The sequence below is a fragment of the Kosakonia sp. SMBL-WEM22 genome, assembly GCF_014490785.1.
Taxonomy (GTDB): domain Bacteria; phylum Pseudomonadota; class Gammaproteobacteria; order Enterobacterales; family Enterobacteriaceae; genus Kosakonia.
This window is the reverse complement of record NZ_CP051488.1, coordinates 2545043-2560280: the sequence shown is the minus strand read 5'-3', so window position 1 is coordinate 2560280 and position 15238 is coordinate 2545043. Positions and strand designations below refer to the sequence as shown.

16 protein-coding genes are annotated in these 15238 nt (G+C 58.1%); 7 read left to right on the top strand and 9 right to left on the bottom strand.

Features of this window, described 5'->3' with window-relative positions:
* Positions 1-28: 28 nt before the first annotated feature.
* The 8 genes from HF650_RS12105 to pspF all read right to left on the bottom strand — a co-directional run bounded on the left by HF650_RS12105 (position 29) and on the right by pspF (position 8629).
* On the bottom strand, positions 29-1177 hold the full coding sequence (locus HF650_RS12105; protein WP_187798896.1) for a CMD domain-containing protein: 1149 nt from the start codon (positions 1175-1177) through the stop codon (positions 29-31).
* 176 nt (positions 1178-1353) lie between these two features.
* Positions 1354-2142, bottom strand: coding sequence for an enoyl-ACP reductase FabI (gene fabI, locus HF650_RS12100; RefSeq protein WP_023478625.1), 789 nt, complete (start codon positions 2140-2142; stop codon positions 1354-1356).
* 122 nt (positions 2143-2264) lie between these two features.
* Positions 2265-3071, bottom strand: coding sequence for a peptide ABC transporter ATP-binding protein SapF (gene sapF, locus HF650_RS12095; protein WP_187798895.1), 807 nt, complete (start codon positions 3069-3071; stop codon positions 2265-2267).
* A 1-nt stretch (position 3072) separates the two neighbouring features.
* Positions 3073-4065, bottom strand: coding sequence for a putrescine export ABC transporter ATP-binding protein SapD (sapD, locus tag HF650_RS12090; protein WP_187798894.1), 993 nt, complete (start codon positions 4063-4065; stop codon positions 3073-3075).
* Entirely contained in the window at positions 4065-4955 is an 891-nt protein-coding gene (gene sapC, locus HF650_RS12085) for a putrescine export ABC transporter permease SapC (RefSeq protein WP_023478710.1), read from the bottom strand. Before sapC ends, sapD begins: the two co-directional genes overlap by 1 nt.
* Complete coding sequence (gene sapB, locus HF650_RS12080) at positions 4942-5907, bottom strand: putrescine export ABC transporter permease SapB (protein ID WP_187798893.1); 966 nt, start codon at positions 5905-5907, stop codon at positions 4942-4944. The genes sapC and sapB overlap by 14 nt, the downstream gene beginning before the upstream one ends.
* Entirely contained in the window at positions 5904-7541 is a 1638-nt protein-coding gene (gene sapA, locus HF650_RS12075) for an ABC transporter substrate-binding protein SapA (RefSeq protein ID WP_187798892.1), read from the bottom strand. The genes sapB and sapA overlap by 4 nt, the downstream gene beginning before the upstream one ends.
* Before the next feature lie 98 nt (positions 7542-7639).
* Entirely contained in the window at positions 7640-8629 is a 990-nt protein-coding gene (pspF, locus tag HF650_RS12070; protein WP_187798891.1) for a phage shock protein operon transcriptional activator, read from the bottom strand.
* Between the two features lie 167 nt (positions 8630-8796).
* On the opposite strand from pspF, the gene pspA reads away from it, so the two are divergent.
* The 7 genes from pspA to tyrR all read left to right on the top strand — a co-directional run bounded on the left by pspA (position 8797) and on the right by tyrR (position 14566).
* Positions 8797-9465 (top strand): phage shock protein PspA, encoded by a 669-nt coding sequence (gene pspA / locus HF650_RS12065; RefSeq protein WP_124968220.1) that lies wholly within the window; start codon positions 8797-8799, stop codon positions 9463-9465.
* 52 nt (positions 9466-9517) lie between these two features.
* Positions 9518-9742, top strand: coding sequence for an envelope stress response membrane protein PspB (pspB, locus tag HF650_RS12060; RefSeq protein WP_023478697.1), 225 nt, complete (start codon positions 9518-9520; stop codon positions 9740-9742).
* Complete coding sequence (gene pspC, locus HF650_RS12055) at positions 9742-10101, top strand: envelope stress response membrane protein PspC (RefSeq protein ID WP_023478705.1); 360 nt, start codon at positions 9742-9744, stop codon at positions 10099-10101. The genes pspB and pspC overlap by 1 nt, the downstream gene beginning before the upstream one ends.
* Positions 10102-10110: 9 nt before the next feature.
* The gene (gene pspD / locus HF650_RS12050) at positions 10111-10353 is read left to right on the top strand and encodes a phage shock protein PspD (RefSeq protein ID WP_187798890.1); all 243 of its coding nucleotides are present in this window, start codon (positions 10111-10113) and stop codon (positions 10351-10353) included.
* Between the two features lie 70 nt (positions 10354-10423).
* Complete coding sequence (locus tag HF650_RS12045; protein WP_187802672.1) at positions 10424-11821, top strand: YcjX family protein; 1398 nt, start codon at positions 10424-10426, stop codon at positions 11819-11821.
* Positions 11818-12879 (top strand): TIGR01620 family protein, encoded by a 1062-nt coding sequence (locus tag HF650_RS12040; protein ID WP_187798889.1) that lies wholly within the window; start codon positions 11818-11820, stop codon positions 12877-12879. The genes HF650_RS12045 and HF650_RS12040 overlap by 4 nt, the downstream gene beginning before the upstream one ends.
* Positions 12880-13024: 145 nt before the next feature.
* Positions 13025-14566, top strand: a complete 1542-nt coding sequence (gene tyrR, locus HF650_RS12035) for a transcriptional regulator TyrR (protein ID WP_187798888.1) — start codon at positions 13025-13027, stop codon at positions 14564-14566.
* 68 nt (positions 14567-14634) lie between these two features.
* Here tyrR and tpx read toward each other — a convergent pair whose 3' ends face one another.
* Positions 14635-15141, bottom strand: a complete 507-nt coding sequence (gene tpx / locus HF650_RS12030) for a thiol peroxidase (protein ID WP_187798887.1) — start codon at positions 15139-15141, stop codon at positions 14635-14637.
* Positions 15142-15238: the final 97 nt, after the last annotated feature.

The window sequence follows — 15238 nt, the reverse complement described above, 5'->3', positions numbered from 1 at the left end:
CGCCCCGTATCTGCCTTCACGACACTGGCTAGCCGAGGGCGATCTTCAGCCGATTGATCCAGCCGCACAGGGCGCAGCGCAGCAGCAGGCTGAACGCTGCCTGGGGGCTAAACCCCGCGTCAGACAACGCGGCAAGCTGGGCCGGGCTGAATCTGTCCGGCGCACAGGTCAGCACCTGCACCGCCTGCACCAGCGTGCGCTCTCTATCGTTATCTGCCAGAAAGGCGCTGAGAGCAGGCTCCCCCTGGCGCAGCGCTTCCCGCAGCCCGGCAGCGTGAACGCCGCGCTGCAGGCGTTCAGCAAAACAGCTGGTGCTGCCATTGATGCGCGCCGTGCAGGCACCGACCAGCCAGCCCAGAGTTTTATTCGGCGTAATCGCATTCACCTGCTGGCAAATCGCGCCCAGCTCGTTAAGCAGCAGATGTTCATGTGCCAGCACCGCTGCAAGCTGGCGCAGCTCGGGCAGCGGCTGCCAGTGGGCAAGAGAGCCCATCTGGGCGGCATTTGAGACACGGGGATCGACCGAATCAATCGCCGGTTGCCAGCCCGCCTTTTCGTCAGTAAACAGGCTGGTATCAGCGTAAGGCTGCGTCTCCATGCCGGGAATGTAGCGCACCGGTTGCCCGAGCAGCGCCTGCAAAATGGCGACTACCCGCGCCTGGAAGGCGATGAAGCCGACGATCTGATTGAAGAGCACGATATCAAACAGCGTCAGGCCCACCTCTTCAAGCTGCTGACGGGCCCGGGCATCGATAACCGACGGCGAGGCGGCAAGCTGGCGCGCATATTGTGTGATTTGTGCCAGCCGACAGTTGCTCTCACGCGATGAGTCGGGCGCGGCAAGTGGGGCGAGCCGTGCGGCGTAGTGGTTGCACAGACGCTGGACGCCAAACACCTGCGCCACGGTCAGCGCGGTGCTCAGGCGATCGTAGGCGCTGAAGGTACGCAGCCGCGTCGTCTGCAACCGCTGCGGAAAGAGCAGGGCATAGAGTTTCCGTGCGGGCGCAGCAATGGCATCAATATCACCATACAGATCGTCCGGCAGGGAGAGGTCGAGCAGAAAGGGGTCATTAACGGTCGCGGCTTCGGGAACCAACGGTAGCGCGTGTACCCGGCTGGCGCTTGACTGGGTCTCATGATACCAGTGGCTTTTGCCTGCAATCCGGCGTTGTTCCATGGTCGTTCCTTGGTCTCAAAGTGGCGATCCGGGGGCGACGTCAGGTCTTTAGTGCCGGATCGGTGGTGCTGCTTAATCCTGGCGTAAGGGGGAGGTGGGATAAAAGATTGTTAGGTGATAACAAATATCAGAAAGGCATAAAAAAATGCCCCTTCGTCAGAAGGGGCATCGGGGAATTATTTGATTTCCAGCTCGTTCATCGCTGCGATGTTAAAACCGCCGTCGACGTGAACCACTTCACCGGAGATACCGGCAGAGAGGTCAGAGCAGAGGAACGCCGCAGAGTTGCCGACATCTTCGATGGTCACGGTGCGACGGATCGGGGTGACCGCTTCGCAATGTGCCAGCATTTTACGGAAGTCTTTGATACCGGAAGCTGCCAGGGTGCGGATCGGACCAGCGGAGATGCCGTTGACGCGCACGCCTTCCGGACCCATCGCGTTCGCCATATAGCGCACGTTAGCTTCAAGAGACGCTTTCGCCAGACCCATCACGTTGTAGTTCGGGATAGCGCGCTCTGCGCCCAGGTAGGAGAGCGTCAGCAGCGCGGAGCCCGGGTTCAGCATTTCACGGCAGGCTTTTGCCATTGCTACGAAGCTGTAGGAGCTGATGTCGTGAGCAATTTTAAAGCCTTCACGGGTTACGGCGTTAACATAGTCGCCGTCCAGCTGATCGCCCGGTGCGAAACCGATAGAGTGTACGAAGCCATCAAATTTTGGCCAGACTTTCGCCAGATCAGTAAACAGGGCGTCGATGCTCTCATCTTGCGCCACATCACACTCCAGCACGATGCTGGAACCCAGCTGGGCGGCAAACTCTTCAACACGGCCTTTCAGCTTGTCGTTCTGGTAGGTGAACGCCAGCTCCGCGCCTTCGCGATGCATAGCCTGTGCGATGCCGTATGCGATGGAGAGTTTGCTGGCTACGCCAGTTACCAGAATGCGCTTACCGGAAAGAAAACCCATAGCTTTAATCCTTATATTCATTGTTGTGGCGCTCGCGGCTCTGTTGGGGCGAGCGTCGTTAAAACGCGGCGATTCTAACATGAGTCGCCGTCTCCGTTAATCCGACCACTGAAAGGTTTGTTTCAGCGGTCCTTTCGCCAGGCGTCGGCGGTTAAGGCTTCGCCAAAATGGCCGGCAATTAAGCGTTTTGTGAGATCGTGCAGCGGCGAGGCGAGCACATCGGCGGTGCTGCCGCGCTCCACCACTTCGCCCTGGTGCATCACCAGCACCTGATCGCTGATATGTTTCATCATGCCGATATGCTGGGTGACATAGATATAAGAGATACCCTGTTTCTCCTGTAATTCCAGCATCAGGTTGATTAACTGCGAACGCATCGACATATCGAGCGAAGCCAGCGCTTCATCAGCAATTATCACTTTTGGGCGCAGGATCAGTGCGCGCGCCAGCCCGAGGCGCTGTTTCTGCCCCGGTGCCAGCATGTGCGGATAATAACTGACATGATCCGGCAGCAGGCCGACCATGCGCAGGGTTTCCAGAATACGTTTACGCCGCGCTTCAGGCTCGAGTTCGGTATTAAGACGCAGCGGGAAATCGAGGATCTGCGACAGACGTTGGCGCGGGTTCAGCGAAGTAGTGGGATCCTGAAAAATCATGCGGATATGCTGGCTACGGAAGGTGTAATCGCCGTAATGCAGGGGCTTATCATCAATCACCAGTTCACCGGCGGTGGGGGCAATCATGCCCGCCAGCATTTTCGCCAGCGTCGATTTTCCGGAGCCATTCTCGCCGATAATCGCCAGCGTCTGCCGTTCGCGCAGGGTAAAACTGAGCGGCTTCACCGCTTCAACGGTCTGGCGGCGGAACCAGCCGGTGCGGTAGCGGAAGGTTTTGCTCAGGTTGCGCACTTCAAGCAAGGTTTCAACCATCTCACTCACTCTCCATATTCAGCGGGAAATGGCAGGCAAACAGGTGATTACGCGGTCCTGCAAGCCGCGGTGTTTCGATACATTTACGCTGGGCATAGGGGCAACGCGGCCCCAGGCGGCAGCCAATCGGCAAATGTTCCAGCAGCGGAATAGCGCCCGGTAGGGTATTAAGCCGGCTTTTGTGCGGCATCGCGCTGCCAAAATAGGGGATAGCACGGATCAGCGCCTGCGTATAAGGGTGGTGCGGCGTGGCGATAAGATCTTCACTCGGTGCGGTCTCCACCGTCTGCCCGCAGTACATCACATTGATACGATCGGCCCACTTACTTAGCATCTGCAAATCATGGCTGATCAAAATGATAGTTGTATTGTTGTTCTGATTGAGCCGGTCGAGCAGGCGGAATATCTGCGCCTGGGTGGTCGGCTCCATGGCGTTGGTCGGCTCATCGGCAATCAGCAGGCGCGGCTGGTTCGCCAGCGCAATGGCGATCATCACTTTCTGACACTCGCCCTCCGTCAGCTCATAAGGGAAACTGCGCATTGCATCTTTATGATCTTTAATACCGACGCGGTGCAGCAACTCAATCGCCCGGCGTTTGCGCCAGCCCATGCGCTGCCACCACTTGCCTTTAAAGGTCCAGCGCGGGATATTTTGCATCAGCTGCTTGCCGACTCGCTCGGAGGGATCGAGACAGGATTGCGGCTCCTGGAAAATCATCGACACGTTGTGACCCAGTAGCTTGCGCCGTTCTCGGGCCGAGAGACGCATCAGGTCAATATCATCAAAGCGCATACGATCCGCCGTGACGCGCCAGTTATCCTTGGTGACACCACAAATCGCTTTCGCAATCAGGCTTTTACCGGATCCTGATTCTCCCACCAGCCCGCGAATTTCCCCTTCTGCGAGGGTCAGGCTGACGCGATCGACCGCTTTCACCCATTCAGCACCCGTTTTTACTTCAATGGTCAGGTTACGGATATCAAGAAGCGGCATTACTCCACCCCCGCAGTGATGGCACGACGAATACCGTCGCCCAGCACGTTAACCAGCAGCACGCTCACCATAATCGCCGCGCCCGGCAGCATCACCGTCCACGGTGCAACGTAAATCAGCTCCAGCGCATCGCCCAGCATCGCGCCCCACTCCGGGGAGGGAAGCTGCGCGCCGAGATCGAGAAAGCCCAGCGCGGCAATATCAAGGATCGCCATCGACAGCGCGCGGGTGATCTCGGTGACCATGCCGGCAGTGATATTTGGCAGAATGGCGTACCACAAAATATTCATCGTCGACGCGCCATCGAGACGGGCGGCGACAACATACTCTTTCTCCAGCTCGTCATGCACCAGGCTGTAGACCGAGCGCACCATGCGCGGCAGCAGCGCCAGCCAGACGGCAAACATTGCATGCGAAAGGTGCGGGCCGACAAAGGCGACGACAATAATCGCCAGCAGCAGCGTTGGCAGCGAGAGCAGGGTATCGAGAATATGGTTCAGCACCGCCGAGCGCAGGCCGTGGGTCGCACCGGCGAAAACGCCGAGCAGCAGCCCACACACCGTGGCGGCGAGCGTAACCAGAAATGCGCCGCCAACGGTAGGGGCTGCGCCGCTCAACAGGCGGCTTAACACATCGCGTCCAAGATCGTCGGTACCGAGGAAAAAGGAGACATCGCCATAGCGCGACCACGACGGCGGCAGAAGCTGATAGCCGAGAAATTGCTGGTCGATGCCATATGGAGCGAACCAGTGACCGAACAGGCAGAGCAGCGCCAGCGCGCCGCAGCCATAGAGGCCAATCATCGCGGTGGGATCGCCATAAAAGTGGCGCCACGCGGTACGCAGCGCGCCGGGCGCACGTTTTTCGCTGTAGACGCTATCGTAAGGCATACCACTCCTTATGTTTTAACGGGTTCGCCAGCGCGCCAAGAATATCGGAGAGCACGTTGACGATAATCACTAATGAACCAATAACCATCACGCCGGCGGAGATCGCGGCATAATCCTGCTGGCGGATAGCGTTGATCAACCAGCGGCCCAGCCCCGGCCAACTAAAGACCACCTCGGTGATCATCGCCAGCGTCAGCATGGTGGAGAATTGCAGACCCAGACGCGGGATAACCGGCGGCAGGGCGTTGTGCAGCACATGGCGGCGCAGAATGGTAAAGCGGGACAAACCGCGCGTCGCCGCGGCTTTAATGTAGTTTTTCTCAAAGACCTCAATGGTGCTGATACGCATCAGGCGGATCACTTCGGTGGTCGGTGCCACCGCCAGCGTCACCACCGGCAGGATGACATGGCGTAGGGCGCTCATCAGCATCTCATCGCGCCACGGCGAGTCGGAAATCCAGGCATCAATCAGTGAAAAACCGGTGACGGTTTTTACTTCGTACAAAAGGTCAAAACGCCCGGAGACCGGCAGCCAGCCGAGGTTGAGAGAGAAGAAGAGGGTGAGCAATAGCGCCAGCCAGAAGACCGGAATCGAGAAGCCGAGCAGCGCCACGGCGCTGATGGCTTTATCCTGCCAGCGACCGCGCATCACGCCTGCCAGCATCCCCACCGGAATACCGACCAGCAACGCCGAGCCAAAGGCGAGGATACAGAGCTCCATGGTCGCCGGGAACACCTCCTGCAACTGTTCGGAGATCAGCTGTCCATTAATGCTCGAGACGCCAAAATCCCAGTGCAGCAGGCCGGTAAACCAGAAGATCCACGCATTCCACAGCGTCGCGCCCTGCAAGGGCGCATGGGGGGTAAAGTAGCTCAGGCTAAAGCCGACAAAGGTCAGTAAAAAGAGGGTGACCAGCAGCAGCAGCAAACGACGCAAAGTAAAAATAATCACGGCGACACCTCTTTTTTATCCCGCGACACGCCAGCGAAAGAGGCGCTGCCAAACGGGCTCAGCACCAGGCCTTTAATATCGTACCGGTAAGCCTGCAGGCGCAGAGAGGAGGCGAGCGGCAGCACCGGCAGCTCGCGGGCGAGGATCTGCTGGGCTTCATCATACTCATCAATGCGCGACGCCAGCTGCTGCGAGGCGAGCGCTTTTTGCAGCACCTCATCAAACTCGCGCTGGCACCAGTGGGCAAAGTTGGTTTGCGAATCAATCGCCGCGCAGCTCAACAGCGGGCGGAAGAAGCTATCCGGATCATTACTGTCTGTCGCCCAGCCGGTGAGCGTCAAATCGTGGTTCATATCCATCAGGCGCGCCTCCTGGAAGCGCCCCTCAACCGGCACGATCACCACTTTCACACCCACCTGCGCCATATCCGCCTGAATCAGCTCGGCGGTTTTCAGCGGGCTGGGGTTCCAGGGCTGCGAACTGGTTGGCACCCACAGTTGCAGGGTGAGATTCTCCAGCCCCAGCGCTTTCAGGCGCTCGCGCGCCTGTTTCGGATCGTATTCGGTAATTTTCGCGTCATTATCGTACGCCCAGGAGGCGCGGGGCAGGATCGACGCTGCGGTCTCTGCCGTGCCGTAGTAAATCGACTGCATCAGACGCTGGTTATTGATCGACAGTGCCAGCGCGTGGCGCACCGCCGGGTTATTAAGCGGTGGTTTGTTGGTATTGAACGCCAGATAGGCAATGTTCATCCCCGGGCGCAGGGTTAAACGCAGCCGCGGATCGTCCCGCAAAATCGTCAGCTGGCTGGCGGCAGGCCATGCCAGCACATCGCACTCGCCGGTGAGCAGTTTCGATAAACGACCGGTACCACCAGAGCCGAGATCGACAACCACCTGCTGCATCAATGGTTTGCCGAGCCAGAATTTTTCGTGACGTTGTAACCGAACATATTGCCCGGCGCGATACTCATCCAGCTGGAACGGCCCGGTGCCGACCGGCTGGCGGTCAAGCAGCTCCTGACGATCGATTTTTTGCAGCTGCGCGGCGTACTCTGCCGACATCACCGAGGCGTAGTGGGTGGCGAGGTGCCATAAGAAGGAGGCATCCGGCTTTTTCAGGCGAAACTCGACGGTGCGGTTATCCAGCTTGCGCACACTCTCTACCGAGTCGGCAAACTGCAGGCTGTCAAAATAGGGGAAGCTGTCGCCATTGACGTTATGCCAGGGATGGTGGCGATCGAAAATGCGCTGGAAGGTAAAAACCACATCGTCGGCGTTGAACGTCCGGGTGGGGGTAAACCACGCGGTATGCTGGAAATTGACGCCGCTGCGCAGGCGAAAACGGTAGGTCGCGCCGTTATCCAGCACCTCCCAGCTCTCCGCCAGCTCCGGCACCAGACGATACGTATACGGGTCCACATCCAGCAGGCGGCTGTAGAGCTGCGCGGCGAGAGTGTCGACAATCAGCCCGCTGCTCGCTTTTTGCGGGTTAAAGGTATTAACCTGGCCATTCACACAATAGACAAAGCCGCTGTCGCGGATATCCGGCGCGGTGGCGGGCGGCGGTGCAGCCTGAGCGGTACCGGTCGCCAGCAGTGCGGTGAACAGCAGGGAAGAGAAAACCAGACGCATGATTTTTTCAACGGTTTTAAAGTAATGGGCAAAGTGTATCGCACTTACCTGGGCTACGTACAAATGTCTGCGGACAACTGCTGTTATTGTCGACGATTTCAGCGAATTTGATGCTTTTTCAGCAGGGCGCGCAGCTGGTGATAAGTCAAACCGAGCCGCTCTGCCGCCCTTTTCTGGTTAAATTCGGCCTGTTGCAGGCCCTGCTCGAGCAGCTTTTTCTCCTGATCGAGCTGAAACTGACGCAGATCCAGCGGCAGTTCGGGCAGCGAAGTTTCGCTGCTTCCTTGCCTCAGCGCTGGCGCTTTCTCCATCAGATCGCGGCGAAAAGGGTCGAGGATAATGGTGTCCAGCGGCGTGTCGCTGCTGCCGTGGCGGTAGACGGAACGCTCCACCACGTTTTTCAGCTCGCGGATGTTTCCCGGCCATGCATAGTTCATCAGCACGTCGCGGGCGTGTTCGGTAAAACCGGGAAAAAGCGGCAGATGCAATTCGCGGCACATCTGGATGGCAAAATGATCAGCCATCAGCATGATGTCACTCTGCCGCTGGCGCAGCGGCGGTAACAGCACCACATCAAAGGCTAGCCGGTCGAGCAGGTCGGCGCGAAAGGTTCCTTCCTGCACCATCTGCGGCAGATCGGCGTTGGTGGCGCACACCAGCCGCACATTGACCTGTAACGGCTGGCTGCCGCCGACGCGCTCCAGCTCGCCATACTCAATCACCCGCAGCAACTTCTCCTGCACCAGCATCGGCGCGGTTGCCAGTTCATCCAGAAACAGCGTGCCGCCGTCGGCGCGCTCAAAGCGGCCAGGATGGCGCTTCTGCGCCCCGGTAAACGCCCCCGCTTCATGACCAAACAGCTCGCTGTCGAGCAGGTTTTCATTCAGCGCCGCGCAGTTTAAGGAGATAAACGGCCCCTGCCAGCGCGAGGAGAGGTAGTGCAGGCGGTTGGCAATCAGCTCTTTACCGGTGCCGCGCTCACCGATAATCAGCACCGGTTTATCGATCGGCGCCAGGCGCGAAACCTGCTCCAGCACCTCAATAAAGCTGTTAGCTTCGCCAAGAAGGTTATCTTTCTGCTCTGCCATGATGAAATTCGCCACAAGTTGGTGTGATTAACCACTCTAGTATAAGTTATGGTTGAGGTAAAATCATTCATTTCCTTTATAATCAAACAGATAAAAAGTTGGCACGCAGATTGTATTAATCAGGCAGCAGGGCACCGCCCGATAACAGAAATCAAGAGGATTAGATTATGGGTATTTTTTCTCGTTTTGCCGACATCGTGAATGCCAACATCAACTCGCTGCTGGAGAAAGCGGAAGATCCGCAAAAACTGGTTCGTCTGATGATCCAGGAGATGGAAGATACGCTGGTTGAAGTGCGCTCCACCTCTGCACGTGCGCTGGCGGAAAAGAAACAGTTAACCCGCCGTATTGAGCAGGCGAGCGCGCAGCAGGCTGAATGGCAGGAGAAAGCCGAACTGGCGCTGCGTAAAGAGAAAGAGGATCTGGCGCGTGCGGCGCTGATCGAAAAACAGAAAGTCACCACGCTTATCGAAACGCTGGAGCAGGAAGTGACGCTGGTTGATGAAAGCCTGGCGCGCATGAAGAAAGAGATTGGCGAGCTGGAGAACAAACTGAGTGAAACCCGCGCCCGCCAGCAGGCGCTGACGCTGCGTCACCAGGCGGCAAGCTCCTCGCGCGATGTGCGCCGTCAGCTCGACAGCGGCAAAATGGATGAAGCGATGGCACGCTTTGAGTCCTTCGAGCGTCGTATCGACCAGATGGAAGCCGAAGCGGAAAGCCACGGTTTTGGTAAGCAAAAATCGCTGGACCAGCAGTTTGCCGATCTGCAGGCAGATGATGAAATCAGCGAGCAACTGGCGCAACTGAAAGCCAGAATGAAACAGGACAACCAATAATAACGAGCGGCGGCATCAGAAGATGCCGCTGGCATCCCTGTAAGGAGTACACATGAGCACGCTTTTTCTGGCTATACCCCTGACGTTATTCATTCTGTTTGTTTTACCGGTCTGGTTATGGCTGCACTACAACAACCGCGCTTCACGCGGCGCCCTTAACCAGAATGAGCAGCAACGTTTGCTGCAACTAACGGATGAAGCAACGCGGATGCGTGAACGCATCCAGGCGCTGGAAGATATTCTGGATGCAGAACATCCAAACTGGAGAGATCGCTGATGGCTACCCTCAATCTGAATAAAAAATTATGGCGTATTCCGCAGCGCGGCAAGCTCGGCGGCGTCTGCGCCGGTATTGCGGAATATCTCGATATCCAGGTCAGACTGGTGCGTATCATCACCGTGCTGGCGATGCTGTTTGGCCTCTTTTTCTTTGTCGTCGTCGCCTATATCGCGCTCTATTTTGCGCTCGACCCGCTGCCGGATAACTACACTGAAGGTGAAGTTCCGGCCAGCAACAGCGAGTTGCTGGATGCGGTAGATGCGCAGCTGGCCGCCGGCGAGAGCCGTTTGCGCCAGATGGAGCGCTACGTCACATCCGATACATTCTCGCTGCGTAGCCGTTTTCGTCAGCTTTAAGAGGTGAATATGAATCGACACTGGCAACAGGTAAACCGCAATGTTAAACCCGGCCTGAAGCTGGTCGGCAAACTGGTGTTGCTGACCGCACTGCGCGTTGGACCTGCGGGCGTGGCGGGCTGGGCGGTAAAATCCGTTGCCCGTCGACCACTGAAAATGGTGCTGGCCTTCGCACTGGAGCCGCTTCTCAAGCGCGCGGCGGACAAGCTCTCCCGCCGCTTTGATAACAAGCCTGTTACGCGCAAGCGTTGACAACTGCGTCGCCGCCCATATCTCATAGTGAGCAGGACTCTTCTGGATCTAAGGGCGCATACGCATGGCGATGGAACGATTACGAAACGAACTCAACTCGCTGGTCAACCGCGGCATGGACAGACATTTACGTCTCGCGGTGACCGGCCTCAGCCGCAGCGGTAAAACGGCATTTATCACTGCGCTGGTTAACCAACTTCTCTCAATTCACACCGGCGCGCGCCTGCCGCTGTTCAGCGCGGTGCGCGAAGAGCGCTTGCTCGGCGTTAAACGCGTTCCCCAGCGTGATTTCGGCATTCCCCGTTTTACCTATGATGAAGGGCTGGCACAGCTTTACGGCTCGCCGCCGGTGTGGCCAACTCCGACGCGCGGCGTGAGTGAGATCCGCCTTGCGCTGCGCTTTCGCTCCCGCGATTCGCTGTTACGTCACTTTAAAGAGACCTCCACGCTCTATCTGGAAATTGTCGACTACCCCGGCGAATGGCTGCTCGATCTGCCGATGCTGGCGCAGGATTACCTGAACTGGTCGCGGCAGATGACCGGCCTGCTCAGCGGGCAGCGTCAGGTGTGGTCTGAGAAGTGGCGCGCGCTTTGTGCCGGGCTCGATCCGCTCGCGCCCGCCGATGAGAACCGGCTGGCGGAGATCGCCGCCGCCTGGACTGAGTATCTGCACCAGTGCAAGCGCGAAGGGCTGCACTTTATCCAGCCGGGGCGCTTCGTGCTGCCGGGCGATATGGCGGGCGCACCGGCATTGCAATTTTTCCCGTGGCCGGATGTCGACGGCACCGGCGAGGCGAAGCTGGCGCAGGCCGGCAGGCATACCAACGCCGGGATGCTGCGCGAACGCTATCAGTACTACTGCGACAACGTGGTAAAGGGCTTTTATAAAAACCACTTTCTCAAATTCGATCGCCAGATCGTGCTGGTTGACTGCCTTCAACCGCTCAATAATGGCCCGCAGGCCTTTAACGATATGCGCCTCGCGCTAACTCAGCTGATGCAGAGTTTCCACTACGGCCAGCGGACGCTGTTTCGCCGCCTCTTTTCGCCGGTGATCGATAAGCTACTCTTTGCCGCCACCAAGGCGGATCACATCACCGTTGATCAACACGCCAATATGGTGTCGCTTCTGCAACAGCTGATTCAGGACGCGTGGCAAAATGCCGCCTTTGAAGGCATCAGCATGGATTGCATGGGGCTGGCCTCGATTCAGGCGACGCAGAGTGGCCTGATTGAGGTTAACGGCGAGACGATTCCGGCGTTACGCGGTCACCGATTAAGCGATGGTTCACCGCTCACCTTCTATCCCGGCGAAGTGCCGGCGCGCTTGCCGGGGCAGGCATTCTGGGAGAAGCAGGGCTTTAATTTCGAGGCGTTTCGTCCGCAGGTGATGGATGTCGACTCGCCGCTGCCGCACATCCGGTTGGATGCCGCCCTGGAGTTTTTACTGGGAGATAAATTGCGATGACCGAGCCGCTAAAACCGCGTATCGATTTTTCCGGACCGCTGGAGACGCCAGCGCAGGAGCAGTTTAAACAGGCGCAGCGCTTTGACGCGCTGGCCGCTGAGAAATTTGCCCCGGTCGCCGTTGAGGAACTGCCCGAAGAGGGCCAGGCGGAAGCGGTGGTTGAAGCCGCGCTGCGCCCGAAGCGCACATTATGGCGCAAAATGGTCACCGCCGGGCTGGCGCTGGCAGGCGTCACCGTGATAGGTCAGGGTGTGCAGTGGGCGATGCATGCCTGGCAGACCCAGGACTGGGTGGCGCTTGGCGGCTGCGCGGCAGGCACGCTGATCGTCGGCGCAGGCATCGGATCCATTGCCAGCGAGTGGCGGCGGCTATGGCGTTTACGTCAGCGGGCGCACGAGCGCGATGAAGCGCGCGAACTGTTGCAGAGCCACGGCACCGGCAAAGGGCGCGCCTTTTGCGAAAAACTGGCGCAGCAGGCAGGGCTGGATAAATCGCATCCCGCCCTGCAACGCTGGTACGCGGCAATCCATGAAACCCAGAGCGACCGCGAAATCGTGACGCTCTACGCCCATCTGGTGCAGCCGGTGCTCGATGCGCAGGCACGGCGTGAAATCAGCCGCTCGGCGGCAGAATCGACGCTGATGATCGCCGTCAGCCCGCTGGCGATGGTCGATATGGCCTTTATCGCCTGGCGTAATCTGCGCTTAATTAACCGCATTGCCGCGCTCAACGGTATTGAGCTGGGTTATTACAGCCGCCTGCGTCTTTTTCGCCTGGTGCTGCTGAATATGGCCTTTGCCGGAGCCAGTGAACTGGTGCGCGAAGTGGGGATGGACTGGATGTCGCAGGATCTGGCTGCGCGTCTTTCTGCCCGCGCGGCGCAGGGGATCGGTGCCGGGCTGCTTACCGCCCGCCTCGGTATTAAAGCGATGGAGTTGTGCCGTCCGCTGCCGTGGATCGAGGGCGATAAACCCCGGCTTGGCGATTTCCGCCGCCAGCTGATTACTCAGGTCAAAGAGACGCTACAGAAAGGCAAAACCTCCGGCACCGCGGGTTAAAAAGCAGGCGCTGCGCGCTTATCTTTACGCCGCTGCGCCGCTTTTTTCCGCTGGCTGTCAATATTTGTTGACAGACATCTTCCTGCCGACCGTTAAGTGGCATATCATCCTTTCATTACGTGAATGAATAAGGGTGAAGGTTCCCATGCGTCTTGAAGTTTTTTGTGAAGACCGTCTTGGTCTGACACGCGAATTACTTGATCTACTGGTGCTGCGCGGTATTGATTTGCGCGGCATTGAGATCGATCCCATTGGGCGTATCTACCTCAATTTCGCCGCGCTCGACTTTACCAGCTTCAGCAGCCTGATGGCGGAGATCCGCCGTATTCAGGGCGTCACCGATGTCCGCACCGTGCTGTGGATGCCCTCCGAGCGTGAACATCGCGCGATGAGCGCGCTGCTCGAAGCGCTGCCGGAACCGGTGCTGTCCCTCGATATGAAGTGCAAAATCGAACTGGCAAACGCCGCCAGCGCGCAGCTCTTTGGGCAACAGCCGGATAAGCTTCTCAACCATAACGCGGCGCAATTAATCACCGGTTTCAACTTCCAGCGCTGGCTTGAGGGCAATCCCCAGCATTCGCACAACGAACATGTGGTGATCGGCGGGCAAAACTTCCTGATGGAGATCACCCCGGTGCATCTGGAAGGGGAGACCGGCGAGGCGGTGCTGACCGGCGCGGTGGTGATGCTGCGCTCGACGGCGCGGATGGGCCGTCAGCTGCAAAATATTACCCAGCAGGATGTCAGCGCTTTTAGCCAGATTGTCGCCGTCAGCCCGAAAATGCGCCAGGTTGTAGAGCAGGCGCGCAAACTGGCAACTCTCAGCGCGCCGCTGCTGATTACCGGCGATACCGGCACCGGGAAAGATTTGCTGGCGCACGCCTGCCATCTCTCCAGCCCGCGCGCTGCAAAACCCTACCTCGCGCTGAACTGCGCCTCGATTCCTGAAGAGTCTGTCGAGAGCGAGCTGTTTGGTCATGCGCCGGAAGGCAAAAAGGGCTTTTTCGAGCAGGCGAACGGCGGTTCGGTGCTACTGGATGAGATTGGCGAGATGTCGCCGCGTATGCAGGTGAAGCTGCTGCGTTTCCTCAATGATGGTACTTTCCGCCGCGTCGGCGAAGATCACGAAGTCCATGTGGATGTGCGGGTCATCTGTGCCACACAGCGTAACCTGGTGGAGCTGGTGCAGAAGGGGCTGTTCCGTGAAGATCTCTACTACCGCCTGAACGTGCTGACTCTCAATCTGCCGCCGCTGCGCGATCGCCCGCAGGATATCGTGCCGCTCACCGAATTGTTTGCGGCGCGCTTTGCCGATGAACAGGGCGTACCGCGCCCGAAACTCGCCCACGATCTGACACAGCTGCTTAGCCGCTATAACTGGCCGGGGAACGTGCGCCAGTTGAAAAACGCCATCTATCGCGCCTTAACCCAGCTCGAAGGGTATGAACTGCGCGCGCAGGATATTCAGCTGCCGGATTACGATGCGGCCACCGTGCCGGTCGGGGATGATGCGATGGAGGGATCGCTGGATGATATCACCAGCCGCTTTGAGCGCTCGGTGTTAACCCAGCTCTATAGAAATTACCCAAGCACACGCAAGCTGGCGAAGCGGCTTGGCGTTTCGCATACGGCGATTGCTAACAAGCTGCGTGAGTATGGTTTGAGCCAGAAGAAGAGCGACGAGTAACATCGTAGCGATAAAAAAAGGCCGGATAGCGACAAATGCTTATCCGGCCTCTCTCATTACAGACTCTATTAGTCTTTCAGCACGTCCAGTGCGGCGGTGTAATCCGGCTCGTTGGTGATCTCATTCACCAGCTCGCTGAAAATAACCGTATCGTTCTCATCAAGCACCACAACCGCACGTGCAGCCAGGCCTTTCAGCGCGCCATCGGAGATACCAACGCCATAGTTATCCAGGAAATCTGCACCGCGTAGGGTGGAGAGGGTGATAACGTTGCTCAGGCCTTCCGCGCCGCAGAAGCGGGACTGGGCAAACGGCAGGTCAGCAGAGATGCACAGCACAACAGTGTTGTTCATCTCTGTTGCCAGCTGATTGAATTTGCGCACGGAAGCGGCGCAGACACCGGTGTCGATGCTCGGGAAAATGTTCAGCACTTTGCGCTTACCGGCGAACTGGCTCAGCGCAACATCGGAGAGATCTTTAGCGACGAGCGTGAACGGCTGCGCTTTTGCGCCGACCTGCGGAATAGCGCCAGCAACGGGAACCGGGTTGCCCTGAAAATGAACGAGTTGCGACATAATAGCTTCCTGTTTACATATAGTTAACGTCGGCGCTAGTTTATGCCATCGGCTGAGACCACGGCAAACCAATTTTCGTATCTATACTGGTTTACAT